The organism is Chromohalobacter beijerinckii (assembly GCF_023061185.1).
GTDB lineage: Bacteria > Pseudomonadota > Gammaproteobacteria > Pseudomonadales > Halomonadaceae > Chromohalobacter > Chromohalobacter beijerinckii.
Window position 1 is genome coordinate 46,740 of record NZ_JAKGAK010000012.1, and the last position, 21,457, is coordinate 68,196.

19 protein-coding genes are annotated in these 21,457 nt (G+C 58.7%); 14 read left to right on the forward strand and 5 right to left on the reverse strand.

The window, feature by feature from the left end:
• Positions 1-33 precede the first annotated feature (33 nt).
• A complete protein-coding gene (locus L1075_RS10415) occupies positions 34-1,620 on the reverse strand; it encodes an ABC transporter substrate-binding protein (RefSeq protein ID WP_246941737.1) in 1,587 nt (528 codons plus the stop codon).
• A 143-nt stretch (positions 1,621-1,763) separates the two neighbouring features.
• A complete protein-coding gene (can, locus tag L1075_RS10420) occupies positions 1,764-2,396 on the reverse strand; it encodes a carbonate dehydratase (protein WP_040241145.1) in 633 nt (210 codons plus the stop codon).
• 129 nt (positions 2,397-2,525) lie between these two features.
• Between can and gorA the strand changes: the two genes are divergently transcribed.
• The 10 genes from gorA (at position 2,526) to yidD (ending at position 11,568) form a co-directional block, all read left to right on the forward strand.
• Positions 2,526-3,890: a glutathione-disulfide reductase gene (gorA, locus tag L1075_RS10425; RefSeq protein ID WP_246941740.1), complete on the forward strand. Its 1,365-nt coding sequence runs from the start codon at positions 2,526-2,528 to the stop codon at positions 3,888-3,890.
• 284 nt (positions 3,891-4,174) lie between these two features.
• Positions 4,175-4,753, forward strand: coding sequence for a diaminobutyrate acetyltransferase (gene ectA / locus L1075_RS10430; protein ID WP_040241148.1), 579 nt, complete (start codon positions 4,175-4,177; stop codon positions 4,751-4,753).
• 20 nt (positions 4,754-4,773) lie between these two features.
• A complete protein-coding gene (gene ectB, locus L1075_RS10435; protein WP_246941743.1) occupies positions 4,774-6,039 on the forward strand; it encodes a diaminobutyrate--2-oxoglutarate transaminase in 1,266 nt (421 codons plus the stop codon).
• Between the two features lie 119 nt (positions 6,040-6,158).
• On the forward strand, positions 6,159-6,554 hold the full coding sequence (locus L1075_RS10440) for an ectoine synthase (protein ID WP_075369299.1): 396 nt from the start codon (positions 6,159-6,161) through the stop codon (positions 6,552-6,554).
• Between the two features lie 338 nt (positions 6,555-6,892).
• Positions 6,893-7,726: an ATP-dependent zinc protease family protein gene (locus L1075_RS10445; RefSeq protein ID WP_246941745.1), complete on the forward strand. Its 834-nt coding sequence runs from the start codon at positions 6,893-6,895 to the stop codon at positions 7,724-7,726.
• 78 nt (positions 7,727-7,804) lie between these two features.
• The gene (locus tag L1075_RS10450) at positions 7,805-9,313 is read left to right on the forward strand and encodes an inactive transglutaminase family protein (RefSeq protein ID WP_246921927.1); all 1,509 of its coding nucleotides are present in this window, start codon (positions 7,805-7,807) and stop codon (positions 9,311-9,313) included.
• Between the two features lies 1 nt (position 9,314).
• On the forward strand, positions 9,315-10,277 hold the full coding sequence (locus L1075_RS10455) for an alpha-L-glutamate ligase-like protein (protein WP_246941748.1): 963 nt from the start codon (positions 9,315-9,317) through the stop codon (positions 10,275-10,277).
• An 84-nt stretch (positions 10,278-10,361) separates the two neighbouring features.
• On the forward strand, positions 10,362-10,811 hold the full coding sequence (locus L1075_RS10460; RefSeq protein WP_040241161.1) for a Fur family transcriptional regulator: 450 nt from the start codon (positions 10,362-10,364) through the stop codon (positions 10,809-10,811).
• 29 nt (positions 10,812-10,840) lie between these two features.
• Positions 10,841-11,281 (forward strand): phosphoribosyl-AMP cyclohydrolase, encoded by a 441-nt coding sequence (gene hisI, locus L1075_RS10465; protein ID WP_246941751.1) that lies wholly within the window; start codon positions 10,841-10,843, stop codon positions 11,279-11,281.
• 2 nt (positions 11,282-11,283) lie between these two features.
• A complete protein-coding gene (gene yidD / locus L1075_RS10470; protein WP_052444937.1) occupies positions 11,284-11,568 on the forward strand; it encodes a membrane protein insertion efficiency factor YidD in 285 nt (94 codons plus the stop codon).
• Positions 11,569-11,630: 62 nt separating this feature from the next.
• On the opposite strand, the gene L1075_RS10475 is transcribed toward yidD, so the two are convergent.
• Positions 11,631-12,041 (reverse strand): SufE family protein, encoded by a 411-nt coding sequence (locus L1075_RS10475; protein WP_040241166.1) that lies wholly within the window; start codon positions 12,039-12,041, stop codon positions 11,631-11,633.
• A gap of 27 nt (positions 12,042-12,068) precedes the next feature.
• On the reverse strand, positions 12,069-13,160 hold the full coding sequence (locus L1075_RS10480; protein WP_246941790.1) for a tyrosine-type recombinase/integrase: 1,092 nt from the start codon (positions 13,158-13,160) through the stop codon (positions 12,069-12,071).
• Between the two features lie 333 nt (positions 13,161-13,493).
• On the opposite strand from L1075_RS10480, the gene L1075_RS10485 reads away from it, so the two are divergent.
• Positions 13,494-14,459, forward strand: coding sequence for a DNA-binding protein (locus L1075_RS10485; protein WP_246941754.1), 966 nt, complete (start codon positions 13,494-13,496; stop codon positions 14,457-14,459).
• A 119-nt stretch (positions 14,460-14,578) separates the two neighbouring features.
• On the opposite strand, the gene nfuA is transcribed toward L1075_RS10485, so the two are convergent.
• Positions 14,579-15,169: a Fe-S biogenesis protein NfuA gene (gene nfuA, locus L1075_RS10490; RefSeq protein ID WP_040241169.1), complete on the reverse strand. Its 591-nt coding sequence runs from the start codon at positions 15,167-15,169 to the stop codon at positions 14,579-14,581.
• A gap of 215 nt (positions 15,170-15,384) precedes the next feature.
• Here nfuA and metH point away from each other — a divergent pair, with 215 nt between their 5' ends.
• The 3 genes from metH (at position 15,385) to L1075_RS10505 (ending at position 21,399) form a co-directional block, all read left to right on the forward strand.
• Positions 15,385-19,122 (forward strand): methionine synthase, encoded by a 3,738-nt coding sequence (gene metH, locus L1075_RS10495; RefSeq protein WP_246941757.1) that lies wholly within the window; start codon positions 15,385-15,387, stop codon positions 19,120-19,122.
• Positions 19,123-19,256: 134 nt separating this feature from the next.
• Complete coding sequence (locus L1075_RS10500) at positions 19,257-20,909, forward strand: nitrite/sulfite reductase (protein WP_246941760.1); 1,653 nt, start codon at positions 19,257-19,259, stop codon at positions 20,907-20,909.
• On the forward strand, positions 20,902-21,399 hold the full coding sequence (locus L1075_RS10505; RefSeq protein WP_040241175.1) for a DUF934 domain-containing protein: 498 nt from the start codon (positions 20,902-20,904) through the stop codon (positions 21,397-21,399). Before L1075_RS10500 ends, L1075_RS10505 begins: the two co-directional genes overlap by 8 nt.
• Positions 21,400-21,457: the final 58 nt, after the last annotated feature.

Here is a 21,457-nt window from a genome sequence, read left to right on the forward strand (position 1 = left end):
GCCGCCCAATGGCGGCATTGCATGGTCGCGCCCTTACTGCTCGACCACGAGATCCCCGAGATACGGGAAGTTCATGACGTTCACCACGGGCTCGAGCTTGACGTTTTTCTTCGCCGCCCAAGCGAGGTCCTGCCAGTGCAACGGCATGAAGGCGGCGTCGTCATACAGCGCCTTCTCGACTGCTTGCAACATCTCGGCACGCTTGGCGCGGTCCGTCTCGACATTCGCCTGCGCCACTTTCTCGTCGAGCTCTGGGTTACAGTAGTTAGCCGCGTTGTACTGGCCGGCTCCCGTCTCGGGGTCCGGGCACTCGGTGAGATACTGGAACAAGTTGGCGGAATCCTCTGTATCGGCGTGCCAGCCGATCATCATGATATCCGCGGCGCGGTCGTCGAACTCTCCCCAATACTGAGCTTTGGGTAGCGTCTTGAGGTCCACGTCGATATTGATGCGCGACAACATCGTGGCCACCGCTTGGGCGATTTTGGCGTCGTTCACATAGCGGTTGTTGGGCGCCATCATGGTGACCGAGAAGCCATCTTCGTAGCCGGCTTCCTTCATCAGCTCCTTGGCTTTCTCGACGTCGTAGCGCGGTTCCAGGCTGTCGTTGTAACCGTCGTAGCCCTTGGGAGAGAGTTGCGCGGCGGGAGTCGCAAAGCCTTTCATCAACCGGTCGGCGATGGCCTGCTGATTCACTGCGTAGTTGAAGGCCTTGCGGACACGTGGATCCTCGAACGCTTCCACACGCTTCTGGTTGAGCTGCATGAGGATGATGCGAGTGCCAGACATGGTGGTCAGCTCAACATTCTTGTCGGCTCTGACGCGGTCCAGATCATTGGGCGGCACGGGCGCGATGAAATCGACATCACCGGACAGCAATGCCGACACACGCGTGGCGTTCTCGCCGATCGGCGTCAGTACGAGACGGTCGACATTGCCCGGGGAATCTTTGTCCCAGTAGTCATCGAAACGTTCGAACTCGACCTTCACCCCTTGCTGGCGATCCACGACTTCGTAAGGTCCCGTACCGGAAGAGTGGCGAGATGCGAAAGAATCGCCGTTCTTGACGATTTCATCCTTGGGGTCGCCGTCTTCCGTTTCGCCCGAGTAGTACTCGCTATCCATGGGAAAGATATAGGTCGCGAGGTTGAGAACGAGCGGGTAGGGCTTATGCGTCTTTATTTCGACGGTGTGCTCATCGATGGCCGTTGCCGAAGCGATGGGATCGAAGATCGCCTTGAAATCGGCACTACGCTTCAGACGATTGATGGTCCAGACCACGTCCTCGGCAGTAAAGTCGTTACCGGTATGGAACTTGACGCCATCACGCAGCGTGAAGCGCATCGTCTTGTCGTCGATGCGTTCCCAGTCCGCCGCCAGGCGCGGTTCGAATTTGACATCTTTCGTCCAGCGCACGAGGGGATCGTGCGTCAGATGTGAAAGCTGCAGGATGCCACCGGAGAGCTGTTCATGGATGTCCAACGACACCGGGTCGGCATCGTAGGCCATACGCAATGTCACGGGGTCGCTATCGCTGGACGAATCTTGCGCCAGTGCGGGTAGGGGAAGCACGACGGAGGCGCCCAGCAGCGAAGCCAGGAGAGTCTTCTTATCGATCATGTTGAAGCCCTATTGTGTATTGTTATGCGACGAGAATCGTCAGCTTCAACATAAAGAGCTTTGCTGGCAGACGACAATCGAAATCTTGATGGTCGCCATTCGTTAGATGAATAACTCCGCTCCGGCGGCTTCTTCTGAGTAGCTTAGACGCGGTCGAAACGGTGAATGTGTGAGGCTTCGTCGAGTTGCGATACCGTGCACTCGAGATCGGTCACACAGCCATCGGACAAGCCGTAGACCCAGCCATGGACCGATAGGTTCTGGCCCCGCTGCCAAGCACGTTGCACAACCTTCGTGCGGCACAGGTTGGCAACTTGCGCGCGCACGTTGAGCTCGCACATCCGGTCGACCTTTTCGTCGAACGATAGTGGCGCAAGAGCCTCGCGGTTGACGCTGTATAGCTCGCGTACGCTGTGCAGCCAATAATCGATCATGCCGTTGTCGCCATCGGAGATCGCGGCACGCACGCCACCACAACCATAATGGCCCACTACCATGATGTGCTCGACCTGCAACACATCAACCGCGAACTGCACTACCGATAGCGCGTTCATGTCATTGTGGTACAGCAGGTTGGCCACATTGCGGTGCACGAACACTTCGCCCGGTGGCAAATCGATGATCTGGTTAGCGGGCACGCGGCTGTCCGAGCACCCGATCCACAGATAGTCGGGATTCTGCTGATGCGACAAGCGCTCGAAGAATTCCGGGTCACGCTCACTTACGCTGGCGGCCCATTGGCGATTCTGTTCCAACAGCTTCTTGATATCGCTCATGTAAATCTCTTCATGCAGGGGGTATCCAAGCAACTTTTACCCCCTGTGCCACCAAGCGTCAATCTAGCCCCTCCCTGAGCGTTCGCCGGACTGTTATCATCTGCGTCATCGAAAAGTCAGGAGATCGACGTGGCTCAGTACGATTACGACCTATTTGTCATCGGCGCGGGCTCCGGTGGAGTACGCGCCGCACGCACGGCGGCTGCTACAGGGGCGCGCGTCGCCATTGCCGAAGACCGCTATCTGGGTGGCACCTGTGTGAATGTCGGGTGTGTGCCTAAGAAGCTTTATTCCTATGCGGCGCATTTCCATGATGCCTTCGAGGATAGTGCCGGCTTCGGTTGGACGCTGCCCGAAGCACCGCGCTTTGACTGGGCGACGTTGCGCGACAACAAGGTCGAGGAGATCAAGCGCCTCAACGGTATCTACGGGCGTTTGCTCGAAGGTGCCAACGTCATGCTACTCAATGGTCGCGCTCGGATTACCGGGCCTCATAGCGTCGAGATCAACGGCGAGACGGTCTCCGCCGAAAAGATTCTGGTAGCGACCGGCGGCTGGCCCTGGGTTCCCGATATCGAGGGGGCGGAACATGCCGTGGATTCCAATCGCGTCTTCGATCTGGAAACCTTTCCCGAGCGCTTCCTGGTACTCGGCGGCGGTTACATTGCGGTCGAGTTCGCCAGCATCTTCAACGGGCTCGGTAGCGATGCACACCTGGTTTATCGCGGCGAACTGTTCCTGCGCGGCTTCGATCGTGAAGTCCGTGAGTTCACCCGCGACGAGATGCAGAAGAAGGGCGTCAACCTGCACTTCGAGACCACCATCGAGCGTATCGAGCCGGTCGGCGATGCCTACCGCGTGAGCCTGACTAACGGCGAAACACTGGAAGTGGACGTCGTGCTGGCGGCCACCGGACGCCGCCCGAACCTAACCGGTCTGGGACTCGACGAGCTGGATATCGCGCTCAATCCCGATGGTACCGTGAAGGTCGACGAGCGTTATCAAACCTCAGAACCGTCGATCCTGGCGCTGGGCGACGTAACCGGTGGTCCCGAACTTACCCCTGTGGCGCTTGCCGAGGCCATGCATCTCGTTCAGCACCATTACGGGGATGCAACGCCGGGGCCCTTGGATTATCAGGACATCGCCACGGCAGTCTTCTGTCACCCCAATATCGGCACAGTCGGTCTGAGCGAAGAAGAAGCGCGCGAGCAGTGCGAAGCTGGAGTGCGCATCTATCGCGCTGACTTCCGCCCCATGAAGCACACGCTCTCAGGCAGTCAGGAACGTTGCCTGATGAAGTTAGTCGTTGATGACGCAACCGATCGTGTAGTCGGCGCTCACATGGTGGGCGACGATGCCGGCGAACTCATCCAGGGGATTGCCATCGCCGTGCGCGCACGCCTGACCAAGACCGACTTTGACGCCACGGTGGGCATTCATCCCACGAGTGCTGAAGAGTTCGTCACCATGCGCTCCTTGTCACGTCGCTAGCGATGTGATGCAGTTTCGGATAGCAAACGGGCCACCTCGGTGGCCCGTTTGCGTTGATACCCGACAACGAGGCCTCTTCACGCAATGCATGCATACGACTCATGATTGACTAAACTAAGAGCAGTCGGAGTTACATGAGCTCAGGATAGCGGCGCATTCCATATGCGCATATCCAAGTATAATGTGTGTTTATGTGATTACGACATGACGATAACGACTTATTTGATCAATGCATAAGCCGCTGTTATTATTGCGAACACATTCGCCATTAGCGAAAAATGGATATGACACCCACGACCGAGAACTTCACGCCTTCCGCCGATCTCGCGCGCCCTAGCGTCGCCGACACCGTGATTGGCAGTGCACAGAAGACTCTTTTCATCCGTAAACCTACGACCGACGACGGGTGGGGGATCTACGAGCTCGTCAAGGCATGCCCCCCATTGGATGTCAACTCGGGCTACGCCTATCTATTGCTCGCGACGCAATTTCGCGATACCTGTGCCGTCGCCACGGACGAAGAAGGGGAGATCGTCGGTTTCGTCTCCGGTTATGTGAAGCGCAACGCGCCGGATACCTACTTCCTATGGCAAGTGGCCGTGGGTGATAAAGCTCGCGGAACGGGCTTGGCTCGGCGCCTCGTCGAAGCCGTATTGATGCGCTCGGGAATGAGCGGTGTCCGTCATCTTGAAACTACCATCACACCCGATAATGAGGCATCGTGGGGGCTGTTCAAGCGCCTTGCCGACCGTTGGCAGGCACCTTTGAACAGCCGTGAGTATTTCTCCACGGGGCAACTGGGTGGCGAGCACGATCCGGAAAATCTCGTCCGAATCGGCCCGTTCGAGCCGCAACGAATTTGACACGCTTAAAGAGGCAAGCTATGCAGACTGAGATTCTCGAACGTATGGAATCTGAAGTTCGGACCTATTCGCGTTCGTTTCCCACCGTTTTCACCGAAGCCAAGGGTGCCCGACTGCACTCTGAAGACGGTAAGCAGTACATCGACTTTCTCGCGGGCGCCGGCACGCTGAATTACGGCCACAATAACCCCCACATCAAACAGGCGCTGGTGGATTACATCGCGTCCGACGGCATCGTTCATGGCCTCGACATGTGGAGCAAGGCCAAGCGCGAATATCTGGAAACCCTCGAAGAGGTAATCCTCAAGCCGCGCGGGCTGAACTACAAGGTTCAGTTGCCGGGGCCGACGGGGACTAATGCCGTGGAAGCCGCCATTCGCATAGCACGCAATGCGAAAGGGCGTCATAACATCGTCGCCTTCACCAATGGTTTCCATGGGGTCACCATGGGGGCGCTGGCTACCACCGGTAACCGCAAGTTCCGTGAAGCCACCGGTGGTATCCCGATGCAGGGCGGAAGCTTCATGCCCTTCGATGGCTACATGGGTGAAGACACCGACACCCTGAGCTATTTCGAAAAGCTGTTGGGCGACAACTCCAGTGGTCTCGACATTCCCGCCGCCGTGATCGTCGAAACGGTGCAGGGCGAGGGCGGCATCAATCCGGCCAGCATTGCGTGGCTACAACGTCTGGAAAAAATCTGCCGCGCCCACGACATCCTGCTGATCATTGATGACATCCAGGCGGGCTGCGGACGTACCGGCAAGTTCTTCAGCTTCGAGCATGCCGATATCAAGCCGGACATCGTCACCAATTCCAAATCATTGTCAGGCTACGGGCTGCCGTTCGCACATGTGCTGATGCGCCCGGAGCTGGATATCTGGAAGCCCGGCCAATACAACGGCACATTCCGTGGATTCAGCCTTGCGCTCGTGACGGCCGCCGCCGCCATGCGCCACTTCTGGAGCGACGATACCTTTGAGCGTGATGTGCAGCGCAAAGGCGGTATCGTTGAAGAGCGCTTCCAGAAGATCGCTACCTTCATGACCGAGAAAGGGCACAAAGCCAGTGAACGTGGCCGTGGCCTGATGCGTGGTCTGGATGTCGTCGACGGAGATATGGCCGACAAGATCACAGCCCAGGCCTTCCAGAACGGCTTGATCATCGAAACGTCGGGTCACTCCGGCCAAGTCGTAAAATGCTTGTGCCCGCTGACCATCTCCGACGAAGATCTCAATGAAGGTCTGGATATCCTTGAGCGAAGCGTCAAGGAAGTTTTAGGTTAAGCCGGAATGCATTGTTCGTTAGTTCACTAAGTTGTCATCGTCACATGCGTTACAGTGGACATTGGATGCGGCCCGCGAGATCGCGGGCCCTTTATTGAGACCATAGAGGATTGCGCTACATGATCGTCCGTAACCTGGAAGAGTGCCGCAAAACCGAGCGTTTCGTTGAAGCCGATAACGGCAACTGGGATAGCACGCGACTGGTGCTGGCCAACGATAACGTTGGCTTCTCGTTCAACATTACCCGTATTCATCCGGGCACTGAGACACACATTCATTACAAGCATCACTTCGAGGCGGTTTTCTGCTACGAAGGCGAAGGCGAAGTCGAAACGCTGGCCGATGGCAAGATCCATCCCATCAAGGCCGGCGACATGTACTTGCTCGACCAGCATGACGAGCACCTGCTGCGTGGCAAGGAAAAAGGCATCACCGTAGCATGCGTGTTCAATCCTGCCTTGACCGGCCGCGAAGTGCACCGCGAAGATGGCTCCTACGCGCCAGTCGACGAATAAGCGCTAGCGTCTAGTATGTCCGCAAAACGCTGCCTTATCCGGCAGCGTTTTCTTTTTGTGCGTGAGTGGGCGATGAAACCATCGAAGACGCCGCTCAACACTATGATGGGCCGCTCAACACTATGATGAATCGTGTTGGTGATTGTACCCATAAAGACAAACCCTCGAGTTCGCATAATATATATTATGTTAAATTCTATATTTATCTTGTGCCAGTAATGGACATCCCAGCAACCAACTCCGTATGATCAAGCGCGATTTTGTTCAGGTGCCTGAGCCCCACGCCCTCTCGTTTCGTTTCAATGCGTTGCCAAGATGGCCCTAGACAGGAAAATGCTATGCGCTCCCGCTCGTTATTTATTTCCGCTTTGTGTGTTGGTGTACTGACACTCGCAGGCTGTGCCGTACCACAAGCGACACATCATACCGACGACTTGACCGAGACGGCTTTCAACCAACGTCTGGAGAGCCTAGAAAGTAATCTGGCGCTACGCTGCTCGACTCAAACCGAGCTATTACGCGTTCAAGCCGAGCGTGCGCAGCGCATCGGTGACAATGTGCGGGCTAATGGCAAGCTGCTGCGTCATTTACGCGCCGATGTCGAGAATATCGGCCAAGAACCTCGCGTAGTGACCACATGCCCCATCGAGCGCAGCGATACTGCCAGCAAGGAAATGCTGGGTCGCAATGAATGGGTTGGCTTCCCCACGGTCGGCACCTACCTCAAGGCTCGTGTGGACTCCGGTGCTAATACATCCTCGCTCTCGGCGCATGAAGTGACGGAATTCGAACGCGATGGCGAAAGCTGGGTGCGTTTCAAGTTGGCACTCGAAGATGACGAGCCAGCCGTCGACGGTATACGTGATGACGCGATCGAGGCACCGGTGACACGCCGCGTCAAAATCATTCAAGCTTCGGGGACCGACAGTCGCCCCGTGATCAGCCTGCTGATGACTCTGGGCCCCCTCAAGCAGCGCGTCGAGTTCACGCTCAACGACCGCTCGCATCTCGATTACCCCGTCTTGCTGGGGCGGCGTTTCTTCATGGATATAGCGCTGATCGACGTCAGCCAGGCCTACATCCATCCGCGGCCGGAATTTCCCGGTGGCAAGAGCGCGTCAGAGGCGGAAAAGGATCAGCAAGACAACGATAGCGAGGAAGAAGCTCGCTGAGTCGGCGCCCCATGGCGCATCTCGATAACCTCAAGTGGACGGCGTCACGGCGCGCCGCTTTGTCGACAAGGATAATGCATGTCCCGAGTGCCCTTTTACCTCTTGGTCGGCGCCTTGCTGGTCATTGGTATCATCTTGACCATCTTCCGACATTTTCACTACGACGTTCCCTTCATGCCGGGCGAGCAACGCCAGATATGGGAAGTCGAGGCACAGGTCAACTTCGATGCCGAGAACGGCCCCGTCAGAATCGATCTTGCCCTGCCCTCCAACCAGCCAGGCTTTCGTCTGCTGACGGAAAACACCGCCTCTTCGGGGTTCGGACTATCATATCTGCGTGACGACAAAGCACGCCATGCGCAGTGGGCAATCCGGCAAGCCAATGGGCCCCAGCAGCTTTATTACTCAGCGCAGTTGCTGGTGACCGATGGCGAGGAAGAGTTTCTGGCCGAACCTCCAGCATTGCAACGCGATATCGGCTGGGAGCGGCCCTACGATACCGCTGCGAGAGAAGTCATCGACCAGGCACATGAGCGCTCGGCGGATGCCTTCACGTTCACGCGTGAGTTGATCAAGGAGTTCACCGATCAACGCCAGGGGGAAAACGCTCGACTTCTGCTCTCTCAATACGAGCGCCCTGTCTTGCTGACCCGCTTACTCAATCAAGCCAATGTTCACGCTCGGATCGTCAATGGGCTGAGGCTGGAAGACGGCCGTCGTCGACAGTCGCTGACCCCGTGGCTGCAAGTGTTCGAAAATGAGAAATGGGTACTGATCAATCCCCGGACGGGCGAGCAAGGCAAGCCGGATGATCTCTTGCTGTGGGAGCGTCACGGCAATGCCGTGCTCGAAGTCCAGGGGGGCAGCGACTCTCGCGTGAGTTTCTCCATGTTGCGTCATAACGAGCCGGCATCGGTTGCGGTGCGCAATCAGTTTGCCGACGATACCCTGCTGAACTTCTCTATTCACAGCTTGCCCATCGAAGAACAGGCCCTTTTCAAGACGATCCTTTTGATTCCCATTGGGGCGCTGGTCGTCGTGCTGCTGCGCGTTCTCGTGGGGCTCGAGACCTCCGGTACTTTCATGCCGGTGTTGATCGCTCTGGCCTTCATCCAAACGACCTTGATCACCGGGTTGGTCGGTTTCCTGCTCGTCGTCGCCGTAGGCCTGGTGATTCGCAGCTATCTATCGCGACTCAATCTATTACTGGTGGCGCGAGTGTCGGCGGTGATCATAACGGTCATCGCCATCATTTCGTTGTTCTCGGTCATGGCCTATCGCTTCGGCCTCAATGCGGGGCTGACCATCACCTTCTTCCCGATGATCATTCTCTCCTGGACCATCGAGCGGATGTCGATCCTATGGGAGGAAGAAGGCCCGAAAGAAGTCCTCAAGCAAGGATTCGGCAGCCTGCTGACTGCCGTGCTGGCCTATCTAGCCATGAACAATCCTTGGGTCCGCCACATCACCTTTAACTTCCTGGGCGTACAGCTGATTCTCATGGCCATGATTCTGCTGCTGGGGAATTATACCGGATACCGTTTGCTGGAATTGCGACGCTTCCAGCCCCTGGCGAAGGATGACTGATATGTGGGCGACTCCAGCCAGGTTGCAGGCCAAGGGCGTCATTGGCATGAACCGCCGTAACATACGCTACATCGGTCGTTATAACGATCGCCGGCTCTATCCTCTCGTCGACGACAAGCTGCAGACCAAGCTCCTGGCCAAGCACCATGGAATTACTACGCCAGACTTGATCGGTACCGTGAGCACGCAATTCGACGTGAAGCACGTCGTCGAGATGGTGAAAGACGCACCAGGTTTCGTCATCAAACCCGCCAAGGGCAGTGGCGGCAAGGGCATTCTCGTCGTCGAACGCCAACAGGATGGTGGTTACGTCAAGCCCAGTGGTGCGCGTATCGAACGGGTGGACCTGGAACGTCACGTTTCCAATATCCTGTCCGGGCTTTATTCACTGGGCGGCACGCCCGATGTCGCGGTTATCGAGTCCTTGATCGCCTTCGACGAAGTCTTCGCCGCGTATACCTACGAAGGCGTGCCCGATATCCGCGTCATTATTTTTCGCGGGTATCCAGTCATGGCGATGATGCGCCTTTCCACGGCGGCGTCGGATGGTAAGGCAAACCTGCACCAGGGCGCCGTCGGCGTAGGGCTCGACATCACCACGGGTGCGGCCTTGCGAGGCGTGCAGTTCAATCGCCCGCGCGAAGACCATCCCGACACCGGCCACGGCCTGGCCTCCTTGTACGTTCCAGGTTGGGATGCCCTGCTCCACCTGGCAGCCAGCTGCTATGAAATGACCGGACTCGGTTACTTGGGCACCGACATGGTGCTCGATCGCCACCACGGCCCAATGCTCCTCGAACTCAACGCACGCCCGGGGCTAGCCATTCAGATGGCCAATGGCGAAGGGTTAAGGCGGCGACTGGACCTGATCGAGAAGCAAGCCGAGACACGCTCGGTCGAAGCACGCGTCGCTTTCGCACAGCGGCATTTCGCGCGCGAGGGAGAGCTGGCCAGTTCCGCATGACCGGAGCGGAAGGCCGGGCACGTCTGGCCCCGCCCGGGGCAACGGCGTAGAATGCCCCGCACTACCGAGAACGATGGTGTTGCGATGCTCGACTCCCATGCGCTACTGACTCAGGCGGAACGCCAGTGCCACAAGCACGGTGCGCGCTTCACTCCGATACGGCGACGTGTCTTGGAGATGATTGCCACCTCGCCAGGCGGTCTCAAAGCCTATGATCTGCTTGACCGTCTCGCTACGGAGCATGCCTCGGCGCGCCCCCCGACCGTCTATCGCGCGCTGGAGTTTCTCATTGAGCAAGGCCTGGTCCATCGCATCGAATCGCTCAACGCCTATGTTGCCTGCCCTTGTCCCGAGCATGCGCATGGCTTCCAACTACTGATATGCCGTTCGTGCGGTCGAGTGGAAGAACTGCACCTCGACGACGTCAACGAGCAGTTGACCCAGGTAGCTCGTCAACAAGGCTACCGTATCGAGCGACAAACCATCGAACTGCTGGGCCTGTGTGCATCCTGCACCGAGCAAGCGTCCGCTTAACTCATCCAACGCCAAGACGACGACACGCCATGACCGATCTCTTCAAGCAACTCGAGCCGGCAACGCAAGGCACGCGCGAACCGACCAGTACGTTGCTCGACGCCGTGCGTTGGAACGCTGACGGGCTGATTCCCGCCATTGCGCAGCAGCATGAGAGCGGCGAGGTGTTGATGATGGCATGGATGAATCGCGCCGCGCTGGAGGAAACGCTCGCCACCGGGCGTGTCTGCTACTGGTCGCGCTCACGCGGCAAACCGTGGCGCAAAGGTGAATCTTCCGGGCAGGTTCAGAAGTTGGTGGCGGCGCATCTCGATTGCGACGGTGACACTCTGTTGCTGAGCGTCGATCAGCAAGGACCTGCATGCCACACCGGGCGGCGTAGCTGCTTCTATGTTGCATTAGGCGAGGAAACAGCGGAAGTCGGCAGCGCGCCACTGATGGATCCCGCCGAGCTATACGGCCAGCGCTAGCCATGCGACTGCTCGGCAAGTGCCTCTCCGGTGTCATGATCGGTCTGCTGCGCGGCTATCAGTACGTCATTAGTCCTCTGCTTGGCCCACGCTGTCGCTTCTGGCCCAGCTGTTCGCAATACGCAGTGGAAGCCATCCAGATTCATGGCCCCCTGAAAGGCGGTTGGCTGGCGCTCAAGCGAATTCTGAAATGCCATCCCGGCCACCCCGGCGGTGTCGATCCGGTGCCGCCCGGGCCAGGCGACTGCGACTCTCACGCCGATCACGAACACTCCAATACGCGCTGAAGGCCCTCTGGCCCCGCGTTGCTCGTGGAGAACGCAGGCACTTAGCAGACCATTCAGACACGCTAGGCGGCTTGCTTTGCCACCGTATAGATTCGATCAAGCATGGCATGCAATCCGTTGCTACGCGTCGGTGACAAATGCTTGTCGAGACCAAGCTCGCCCAGGAAGTCCGGCGGCGTCGCCTGAATCTCGCTGGGGGGCCGGTCGTTGTAGATCCGCAGCAGAACGGCGATCAGCCCCGAGACGATGGCGGCATCGGAGGTTGCATCGAAATGCAGCCGGCCATCCTCCAGGCGGTCGTGGATCCAGACATTCGACTGACAGCCCTGAATCTTGGTGTCGTCGCTTTTCAACGACTCAGGGAATGTCGGCAATTGTTTGCCCATGTCGATGATGTACTGGTAGCGATCCATCCAGTTGTCGAATATGGCGAACTCATCGGCCAGTTCGGCTTGTGCTTCTCGTGCTGTCATGCACCCTCCTCGCAAATCGATTGCTCATTATAACGTGCCATCGCCATGTGTGTCGGCGTCCCCGAGCTGGTGATGCGCCAATTGACGATGCCACTCTTCAGCCTCGGCGTGCAGATAGCGCGCGGTGGTATCCAGACGTGCATGACGAGCGGTACTGGCCAGATAGCGCAATTCCACACCGGCCTGCGCCTGGTGTGTCAATGCAGTGTGGCGCAACCAATGAGGCGTGGCCTGTTGTAGCGGAGCGCGCTTGGCTTCCGGCAGGTCGTCAAGGGCTTGGTAGCCCGCACGAAATGTCTCGCGAATCAGCCGATAGAGCTGGTTATCCCCTACCCCGCGCTGGCCATCCAGCGCTCGCAGCAGCGGCGTGGTCTCGTCAGGCTCGGGCTGCGGCGACATGCCCAGCGTCATCCGCCAATCTGCGAGCAGTTTCATCATATCAGGCGGAACCGGCACCTCGGCCAGCTTGTCGCCCTTCCCCACAACTCGCCACCACCAGCGCCCTTCACGCTGAATGAAGTCGCCCATGCGTGCCTGCGCTATCTCGCCGAGGCGCGGCGCCAGCAGGTAGGCAAAGCCAAATAGAAACCGGCGCCGCGCCCAACGATAATAGGCGCCGTCGCCCGCCTTCGTGGATGGCGCCACTTCCAGCCATGCCCAGAAGCGCTTCCACAGCGTCCTTTCGAGATAACGCTCGATACGTTCGCTGCGATTGTCCATGCGACGACGCTTGTCACGCATCAGACGAAACGGATTGTGTTCGAGCCATCCCGCCTCGACCAGCCAGGCGAACATGCCCTGCAGGATGACCAATGCCTGGCGCCGGCTGGCCGCCGATAGCGGCTGACGAAACGGCCGCCACTGCGGCGCATGTCGAGGCCGTGACGGCCCCTGCCACAATGCTGCCGGTTGAGGGTCAGCCAGGAATCGTTCATAGGTATCCAGCGTGTCACGCCGGACGTCCCCTAACGCTTCGCCGCGCCGTTGAAGCCACAACAACAAACGCTCGGCTTCCTTGCGATAGGCGCGCCATGTCTGAGGACTCGACTGGAATTCACGCAACCAGAGTGCAACGGCGTCTACATCGGTATGAGCCGAGATATGCGCCTCACGCCGCATGCTGCGTTTCTCGCCCGCTTCCACTGTCACCGTGGCAGCACTGGTTTCGAGCGCGACGATCGCTTCAAGCGGCCCTTCCAGTTCCTGCTCTTGCTGTTCCTGCCTCCGCTCGTCTTGCATGACGGCTCATGCCCTCTCTGCTTCCAATGTCGAGCAGTGTCCGTCGTTACGTTCAAAAATTCAAGATAATGCGCGTAATCTTGAATTTATAGGCAGTTTCATAATGTATTTTACGTATTACGTTTAATGTAATATTGGCCAATTCCAGGTAACGGGGTATGCTGTGAGGAGTAATCCAACGCCCTTTGTGGCGCCCGGTACAGAGGACTCGACATGGCCCGCAACGGCATTCAATACGAGGACGTGCAGCACGCGATCGATACGCTGCTACGTCAAAACGACGCCCCTACCGTCCAGAAGATCCGCGACATTCTGGGCACGGGGAGCTTCACGACGATCAGCGATCATCTACGGGAGTGGCGTTTACGGCGGGAGCGGAACCGGGATGTCACGTCGAGCGAGACACCGCCGGAGGCGCTACAGGCATGGATGACGGATCTCTGGGAAAAAGCCCAGGCGCTGGCGGCTGAATCCCTAGCGCATTATCGTCAGGAGGCCGATCAGCGTGTCGAAGAGGCGCAAGCCGGGGCCAAAGCCGCCGACCGTAAGGCAGCTGACGCCGAGGAGCGCCTGGCAGCATTGAATACGCATTTCGAGCAGGCACAAGCGCGGCTGGAAGAAAAGACAATGCAACTGGCCAACGCGCAAAGCGAACTGCAAGCGGCCCATCAGCAGGAAACCCAGCAGGCACGACGCGTGCAGCAACTCGACGAGGAATGCCAGAAACATCAGCGCCAACTAGAAACTGCTCGCAGTGAGAACCGTGAAGCCATGGCAGAGCTCTCACGTGAGCATCAGACGCAGCTGAAACAAGAGGAACAGCGCCACGAAGCGGCGGAAGCACGCTTGATGGGACTTCTCGATGACGCGCGTCAGGAGCGCCAGAATATCGAAAAGCAGGCCCAAAAACGCACTGCATCACTGGAACAGAAGCTCGAGCGTGTACAAGCCGAGCTCGCCGAGCAGCGCCGCCAATACACGACACTGGAAGAAAAGGCACGCAGCGAAACCTCGCAGCGGCAGTCATTGGAAAGCAAATTACGGGAAAGCCAAGGGCAACTACAGCAAACGCAAAGCGACAGCCGGCGCGCAGAGCGTGAACTCGAGCAACAGCACGCCGTCAATCGCGAGCTGCGCGAAAAGCTGGCACGCCTGCCACTACCCCCCTTCGTCGTCTAATTCGAAATACGGACACTTCCCGGCCACCAGACCTCGAAATGACGAAAGCCCGCACATGGCGGGCTTTCGATGCTGGCTTCGGACTGTCACGACTTGGGAGTGGTCGTGTCTAGCGTCGTTCAGCGGTAATAAGCGTTGGTATCGTCGGTATGGTCGGTGACGTCACGGATACCGACCAGTTCGGGAACACGTTCGACCAGCGTCTTTTCGACCCCATCCTTGAGGGTTATATCGACCGCGGCGCAACCTTGGCAACCACCACCGAACTGCAGCACCGCGATATTTTCCTCGGTCAACTGCATCAGGCGAATTTCACCCCCATGAGCCGCCAGGCCGGGATTGATTTCGCTGTAAAGCACGTAATTGACACGATCCTCGAGCGGACTGTCGGCATTGACTTTCGGCATCTTGGCGTTGGGCGCCTTGATGGTCAGCTGGCCACCCATGCGATCCGCATTGAAGTCGACCACCGCCTCTTCGAGAAACGCGATACTGTTCTTCTCGAGGTAGACCGTGATCTTGTCCAGATCGAGACGCTCGTCGCTGGGCTCTTCCTCGCCCGGGCGGCAATAAGCCAGGCAAGTTTCGGCATATGGCGTCCCCGGCTGGGTGATGAAGATGCGCACCGCGATGCCTTCGACGTTTTGCTTGGCCAACAGCTCAGCAAGATATTCCTGAGCGTTGTCGGTAATTTGGATGGGCTGGCTCATAACACGTTACTCTCTACCTGAGATGTTGCCTTCATGGTATGAAAAAGCGTCGCTCGACACAATCCCGAGTATTTTGCTGGGTCTTGGCGACTGCCCACATTGCGGAGCTTCTGGTACCATCCCCGCCTCGTATATCGCCTGCGTGACATCAGCCTCGTGCCGGTCTCGCTGACGTTCACCCTATCGCTCGGATCCCGCTGGAGAAATACGCCGACATGCCTGCCGCCACTGCTTCGTCATTAACACTCGCCGCTTCGTTCTCGTCGCTTCACGAACAGCTGGCACGGCGCATCATGATCCTCGATGGTGGCATGGGCACCATGTTGCAGGGCTATGAGCTGGATGAAGACGACTTTCGGGGACAACGCTTCGCCGATTGGCCGAGCGATCTCAAAGGCAACAATGACTTGCTGGTGCTGACGTGTCCTGATGTGGTGCGTGACATCCACCGTGCCTATCTCGAAGCCGGCGCGGATATCGTCGAGACCAATACCTTCAACAGCACCCAGCTGTCGCAATCCGATTACGGCATGCAGTCACTGGTCCCCGAGCTCAATCGCGAAGCCGCACGCCTGGCCAAAGACGTCTGCGAGGCGGTGAGTTCGGAAACCGGCGTGCCCCGCTATGTGGCCGGTGTACTGGGGCCAACTTCGCGCACGGCGTCCCTCTCGCCGGATGTTAACGACCCCGCCAAGCGCAATGTCACTTTCGATCAGTTGTTCGACAACTACTACGAGGCGGCCGACGCCCTGATAGACGGCGGTGTCGATCTATTCATGATCGAGACCATATTCGACACGCTCAATGCCAAGGCAGCCATCTATGCGCTCGAGAGGCTGTTCGAGGCGCGTGGCGCGCGTTGGCCGGTGATGATCTCGGGCACCATTACCGACGCCTCCGGACGCACGCTGTCCGGACAGACCACCGAGGCGTTCTGGAACTCGATCCGTCACGCTCAGCCGCTTTCCGTCGGGCTCAACTGCGCCCTCGGCGCGGCGGAGTTGCGCCCTTATCTCGAAGAACTCTCCCACAAGGCCGATACCTTCGTCTCAGCGCATCCCAACGCGGGGCTACCCAACGAATTCGGCGAATACGACCAGACCGCCGAGGAAATGGCGTCGATCGTGCGCGAATTCGCTGAGAGCGGCATGGTCAACATCATCGGTGGCTGTTGCGGTACCGCGCCGGAGCACATTGCCGCCATTCGCGATGCCGTTGGCGAGCTGGCGCCGCGCCAGGTCGTCGAGCGTCCCAAGGCGTGCCGGCTCTCGGGGCTGGAGCCCTTCAACATCGAAGCGGACTCCCTGTTCGTCAACGTCGGCGAGCGTACCAACGTGACCGGGTCGGCGCGCTTCAAGCGCCTGATCAAGGAAGAGGACTACACTACCGCTCTCGAAGTGGCGCTCGAGCAAGTCGAAAATGGCGCCCAGGTCATCGACATCAACATGGATGAAGGCATGCTCGAGTCTCAGGAGGCCATGGTGCGCTTCCTGAATCTGATCGCCTCGGAGCCGGATATCTCGCGCGTGCCGATCATGCTCGATTCCTCCAAGTGGGAGATCATCGAGGCAGGCCTCAAGTGCGTCCAGGGCAAGGCGGTGGTCAACTCAATCTCGCTCAAGGAAGGCGAAGATGCATTTCGCCAACAGGCCACGGCGTGCCGCCGGTATGGCGCCGCCATCGTGGTCATGGCCTTCGACGAGGACGGCCAGGCGGACACCTTCCAGCGCAAAACGGAAATCTGCGAACGCGCCTATCGCCTGCTGGTCGACGATATCGGCTTCCCCGCCGAGGACATCATCTTCGACCCCAACATCTTCGCCATCGCCACAGGCATCGAAGAGCACAACAACTACGCCGTCGATTTCATCGAGGCATCGAAGTGGATTCGCGAGCACTTGCCGCATGCCATGCTCTCGGGCGGCGTGTCCAATGTGTCGTTCTCCTTCCGAGGCAACAACGCGGTGCGCGAGGCGATCCACTCGGTCTTCCTCTATCACGCCATCAAGGCTGGGCTGACCATGGGGATCGTCAACGCCGGCCAACTGGCGGTCTACGACGATCTGCCCGCCGAACTGCGCGATGCGGTCGAAGACGTAGTGCTTAACCGTCGCGACGACGGCACGGAACGCCTGCTCGATATCGCCGATAAATACAAAGGCGACGGCAGTGGCGGCGAGAAGAAGGAAGACCTGGAATGGCGTAGCTGGGAAGTCGAGAAGCGCATCGAACATGCCTTGATCAAGGGCATCACTGCGTACATCGAAGACGACACCGAACTGGCGCGACAGCGCGCCCAGCGCCCCATCGAGGTCATCGAAGGCCCACTGATGGATGGCATGAACGTGGTCGGCGATCTGTTCGGCGATGGCAAGATGTTCCTGCCCCAGGTGGTCAAATCAGCGCGGGTCATGAAACAGGCGGTCGCCTATCTCATCCCCTACATCGAAGCCGAGAAGAGCGCGGGCACCCAGGCCAAGGGCAAGATTGTCATGGCCACGGTCAAGGGCGACGTACATGACATCGGCAAGAACATCGTCGGCGTAGTACTGCAGTGTAACAACTACGAGGTGATCGACCTGGGCGTGATGGTTCCGGCGGAGAAGATCTTCGCCGCCGCGCGCGAGCATAACGCCGACATCATCGGTCTATCTGGGCTGATCACGCCGTCGCTGGATGAGATGGTCCATGTAGCCAAGGAAATGCAGCGTCAGGACTTCACGATTCCGCTACTGATCGGCGGCGCGACGACCTCCAAGGCCCATACCGCGGTCAAGATCGCACCACAGTACGAGCAGCCGATCATCTACGTCAGCGATGCCTCGCGCGCCGTTGGCGTCGCCAGCCGTTTGCTCTCGCCGACCCTCAAGCCGAATTATGTCGAGGAGATCCGCGCGGAATACGACAAGGTCCGCGAGCGCAATGCCAAGCGTCGCCCCAAGGCCGCCGATCTCGCTTACAGTGAGGCGCGCGAACGCCGTCCCGCTCTCGATTGGGCCGATTACACGCCGCCCGAACCGACCTTCAGTGGGCTCAAGGTATTCGACGATTATCCGTTGGAAGAGTTGGTCGAGCGCATCGACTGGACGCCCTTTTTCATGAGCTGGCAGTTGTCTGGCAAGTATCCTAAGATCCTCGAGGACAAGGTGGTTGGCGAAGCGGCTCGCAGCCTATTTGCCGATGCCCAGGCGATGCTTCGTAAGCTGATCGATGAGCGCCATATAACGGCGCGTGGCGTGATCGGCATGTGGCCGGCCAATAGCGTCGACGACGACAGCCTCGAGGTCTATGCTGACAGCTCGCGCAGTGAAGTAGCCGAGCGTCTTCATCATATTCGCCAGCAGACTACCAAGAATCGCGATGGCGTCTGCCAGAGCCTCGCCGACTTCATCGCACCGCGTGATTTGGAAAACGGCGAGCCAAGTGGCAAGCAGGACTGGATAGGCGGCTTCGCGGTGACCACCGGGCATGGCGCGGACGAGCTGGCGAAGCAATATGAAGCGGCCGGTGACGATTACAACGCCATCATGGTCAAGGCCTTGGCCGATCGCCTCGCGGAAGCCTTCGCCGAACGCATGCACGAGCGCGTGCGCAAGGAATTCTGGGGTTATGTGCCCAATGAAACCCTGGACAACGAGGCGCTGATCGCCGAGAAATACCAAGGCATTCGTCCTGCCCCCGGCTACCCTGCCTGCCCCGACCATACCGAGAAGGCCACGCTCTTCCGGCTGTTGGATGCCACGGCCAAGACGGGTATCGAGCTGACCGACAGTTACGCCATGTGGCCCTCGGCGGCGGTTTCCGGTTGGTACCTCTCGCATCCGAGTTCGAAATACTTCTCTACGGGTAAGATTGGCCGAGACCAGGTCGAATCGCTGGCAGTACGCAAGCAAATGCCACTGAAAGAGCTCGAGCGCTGGTTGTCGCCGGTGCTGTCTTATGACCCTGAATGAGACACGCCATCGAATACTCTTTTTTAATAACATAAACGCAATAAGCTATTATTATTTATTCTTTCAAAGAATATAGAAGGCAGGGTAAGGTGCCCTGCTACGGCAATCCATGTGACTAGCAGGACACCGCCTGTATGTATCGGTACGACACGTACGACCAAACGCTCGTAGACGAGCGCGTCGCCCAGTTCCGCGACCAGATGCGCCGCTATCTCGAAGGTAAGATCAGCGACGAGGAATTTCTACCGCTGCGCGTGCAGAATGGCCTTTATGTCCAGCGCTATGCGCCGATGCTGCGTATTGCTATTCCCTACGGCATGCTGGCCTCCTATCAGCTACGCAAGCTGGGCGAGATCGCCGCACGCTACGATCGCGGCTATGGCCATTTCACTACGCGCACCAACCTGCAGCTGAACTGGCCGAAGCTAGAGGACGTACCGGACATCTTGGCCGACCTGGCAAGCGTGCAAATGCATGCCATCCAGACCAGTGGCAACGACATCCGTAATACCACCACCGATCAGTTCTCCGGCATCGCCGGCGACGAGGATGTCGATCCTCGCCCCTGGTGCGAACTCATTCGTCAGTGGTCGACCTTCCACCCCGAGTTCGCCTACCTGCCGCGCAAGTTCAAGATCGCCGTGACCGGTGCCGAGGAAGACCGTGCGGCCATCCAGGTGCATGATGTGGGTCTACGCTTCTGGCGTAACGAGGACGGCGACGTGCGCGTCAAGGTACTCGCCGGTGGCGGTCTGGGGCGTACGCCGATGATCGGCGCCGTGATGTGTGAAGACCTGCCGTGGCAACATCTGCTGACGTATCTCGAAGCGATCCTGCGCGTTTACAACCAATACGGTCGGCGCGACAACAAGTTCAAGGCGCGCATCAAGATCTTGGTCAAGGCGCTGGGTATCGACGAGTTTAGGCGCCGTGCCGAAGCGGAATGGGCCCATCTCAAGGATGGCCCTCAGACGCTGACCGAAGAGGCTGTCTCCGCCGTGACCGACCACTTCGTCGAACCGCCCCGTCGCGCTGTCGCCGAGGACGCCATCCAGGCCTACGATCGCCTACGTGGAGAGAATCGTTCCTTCGCCCGCTTCGTGACCAACAACGTCACCGATCACAAGGTTCCCGGTTACAAAGCCGTGACGCTATCACTCAAGCGTCATGATCACTCGCCCGGCGACGTGACCTCCGAAGACATGGCCGCTGTCGCGGACCTGGCTGACGAATTCAGTTATGGCGAGCTGCGTGTCACGCACGAGCAAAATCTGGTGCTGACCGATGTGCCGGTGGATCGCATGGAAGACCTCTGGCAACGACTCGAGACGCTGGGCATGGCCAACCCCACCGTGGGCACGCTGGCCGACCTGATCTGCTGCCCCGGTGGCGATTACTGCTCACTGGCCAATGCCAAGTCGATCCCGGTCGCCCAGGAAATTCAGGAACGCTTCGAAAACCTCGACTTTCTGTATGATCTGGGGCCGCTGGAGCTCAACATCTCCGGCTGCATGAATGCTTGCGGACACCACCACGTGGGGCATATCGGCATTCTCGGCGTCGACAAGAAAGGCGAGGAGTACTATCAGATCTCGCTGGGCGGCAGTCAGGGCAACGAATCGTCGCTGGGCAAGATTCTCGGCCCCTCCTTCTATCGTGAAGATGTGACCGACGTGATCGATAAGCTGCTGAAGGTCTACGTCGGGGAGCGCACGGCCGACGAAACCTTCCTCGATACGTATCGCCGCATCGGCTTGAAGCCCTTCAAGGAGCATGTCTATGCCTGATCAGTCACGCACCCTGATTGCCGATCGCCGCATCCAGGACGATGAATGGGTACTTTGCGAAGAAGATGCATCACGCCCCGAGAACGGGCGTGTCATCCTCCCGCTGGTGGAGTGGCAAGAAGCGCCCGGCGATGACGTCGCACCACTGCTGGCCAGCGATACCGAGCTCACCCCCGAGCTCGCCGAGCAACTACTCGATGCGCCGCTGATCGCGATCGATTTTCCCAAGTTCACCGATGGCCGTGGCTACAGCATCGCGCGCCAGCTGCGGGAGCGCCATGGGTACCAGGGTCAGATTCGCGCGGTTGGGGATGTCTTGATCGATCAGTTGTATTACATGTCGCGCTGCGGCTTCGATGCCTTCCTGCTACGCGAGGATCAAGTCGTCGAAGATGCGCTCAACGCTCTGGACACGTTCAGCCTCAGCTATCAGCCCGGCACCGACACGCCGGAACCCTTGTTCAGACGGCGTATGCGCGAAAGCGCCTGACACTGAGCAGGTACTGGCCGACGTGCGATTCACATGAGAACGACGTCGGCCTTCTCCC